The organism is Neobacillus drentensis (assembly GCF_036966985.1).
In the GTDB taxonomy this organism is placed as follows: domain Bacteria; phylum Bacillota; class Bacilli; order Bacillales; family Cytobacillaceae; genus Neobacillus; species Neobacillus drentensis_E.
This window is the reverse complement of the sequence record NZ_JBALSN010000193.1, coordinates 6,959-9,232: the sequence shown is the minus strand read 5'-3', so window position 1 is coordinate 9,232 and position 2,274 is coordinate 6,959. Positions and strand designations below refer to the sequence as shown.

Sequence of the window (2,274 nt, the reverse complement as noted above, 5' to 3'; positions counted from 1 at the left end):
CATTGCATTAGCGATTTCACTTTTGATAAGAGTAGATATTAAAAAATTGCGGGCCTTAAATGAAACTCCATTGTTAAATAAAATGGATATTATGAAGAGTAGCTAATTAGAAGGATAAAGGGGACCTGGTTCTTTCATATAGAACCAGGTCCTAACTAATTTAAATGCACCTGCTAATATTAACTACTGGTGCCTGACACCCTATTTAAGGGATGATGGCCCATAAAAAAATCATTTTGATAAGGTCTTTTTCAATACCTGTTTGATAATTCGAGGGCTCATTAGTATGGTCATCGGACGAACTAGGTTCATGACTTTGATGAACGAATTATATATTTCTTGATTTTCCGATGATAAGAGGAAAATCTTTTTGGCATACCATTGCTGAATGGAAAGACCTGCAGGTTTTTTTCCAATGGTCTCGGGATAGCGAAAATCTTCTGTAATCACCATATTCCAAATAGGGGCGATGATTTTTGCTTCTTGTTTATGAAAGTGAGTAGTGACTTTTTGTAATTCATGGCTTTCATTCTGAAGGAGTTCTTTTAGCTTTAGTGCCTCTAATACAGCAATACTCATGCCTTGACCAAAAACGGGATCAATTCTGCAAACCGTATCACCTATTAATAAAAGTCCATCTGGCAGGCTCTTTACTTTATCAAAGCGTCTCCAAACGATATGGGGAACACGATAGATTGATGTGCTGGATAGGGGGACCGCATCCTTTAATTCACGGTAGATATCTAATTTAGGTAATTTTTTTGTTAACTCCATAAAGTCGTTATTATTTTTTACTACATCTTTTTCATTTACTTCATTATGATAGCCATTGAGTGTGACAATATAACGATTTCCCTCTACCTTTGAGATGGTCCCACCTATTTTTTCATGTGGCGGGTTAGGATAAACGATTTTAATTTTCCAATCCCTTTCATCGTTCTCGGGCAGGTAAAAAGATTTACTAATGTAACTTAACCCAATTTTCACCTTTTGTTCAGGGATAGAAACACCACGTTTGTTTAGCCAACTACTAGAAAGACTGTTCACTCCACTTGCATCTATAACAAGGTTCGCTGTTAGATTTTTTTCACCGCCACTGCTATCGATAACATCGACTCCTGTTATTTGATTCTTTACCTCATTATAAACATAGTTTTGAACCGTGTGATTATATAGAAATGTTACGTTCGGTATAGCTTTTATGTATTGGTCAATATGCCACTCTAAATGTGGGCGCGTTTGCAGAGTTGTCGTGGATCCTCCATTAAAACGTAATTTCCAGACACCATGATGGAACCATGCAAGATCCTGTGTAGAGTTTATTTTTACTGCGCCACTTGAGTGGAATTTCTTTGTTATACCTGGAAACAACGCCTCGAGACCATGCTCACCAGCTTGGAGGAGCGCATGTAAATGTTCACCTTGTGGGGCACCTTTTCTTGGTATTGGGCCTTGAGGTTCGTAATCACGTTCGATAATCATTACCTCTTTAAAAAAATCAGACACAACACGTGCTGCTAATTTCCCTGAGATGCCTCCACCAATAATTATTGCTCTTTCAAATCGGGACAAGGGGTGAAACGCCTCCTATTAATAATTTTACTTCAATATGATAGCATACAACTCTAATAGATTGTATTGCTATGAATTAAATAGTGTTAATGGACAGTGACTTAGCATTCCTATTCACATGAAAAATATTATTGAATACAATATTTGTGATATATTTCACAAATTGTTCAATATTAAGATGGTTAGAGGAGGGAAGAGTGTTGTATATTATCACTATATTCATGTTGTTTATATTTACTAGGGGGATTACAGATGAAAAAGGTATTTCAGATACTATTAACATTAGGGCTTATTATGACACCAATTTTTGCACAAGCTCATGTGAAGTGGTTCACAAATGTGGTGCCACATAAGGAGTCTATTGAAAATATATTATCACCGATGTTTTTACTCTTAACTCTTGTGGCAGCTGTTGTATTAGCCTCATTAACATTAATCATTCCAAAAATGGCCGAATGGGGACCCGTGAAAAAAATGGAAGATCGTCTCTCCAGTTTAAGAAAGTATTCTAGATATTTGTTAAAGTACGGAACGGCTGTTGCGCTGATGATACAAATGGTGAATGGAACTCTTTTTGCTCCTGAGTTCCATATTAGTAGTACGGTCGTTACAGTATTAACATGGGTGACGATCGGGTTCTTATTGATTCCACATCATATTTCTACAAAAATTGGTGCTTCGATTTTATTAGGATTATTTATT

1 protein-coding gene and 1 pseudogene are annotated in these 2,274 nt (G+C 36.4%); one reads left to right on the top strand and one right to left on the bottom strand.

From position 1 onward, the window contains the following. Positions 1-231: 231 nt before the first annotated feature. Positions 232-1,572, bottom strand: a complete 1,341-nt coding sequence (locus tag V7659_RS13225) for an NAD(P)/FAD-dependent oxidoreductase (protein WP_335540380.1) — start codon at positions 1,570-1,572, stop codon at positions 232-234. A gap of 252 nt (positions 1,573-1,824) precedes the next feature. On the opposite strand from V7659_RS13225, the pseudogene V7659_RS13220 reads away from it, so the two are divergent. Further along, positions 1,825-2,274 (top strand): annotated as a pseudogene (locus V7659_RS13220) (hypothetical protein); the annotation flags it as partial.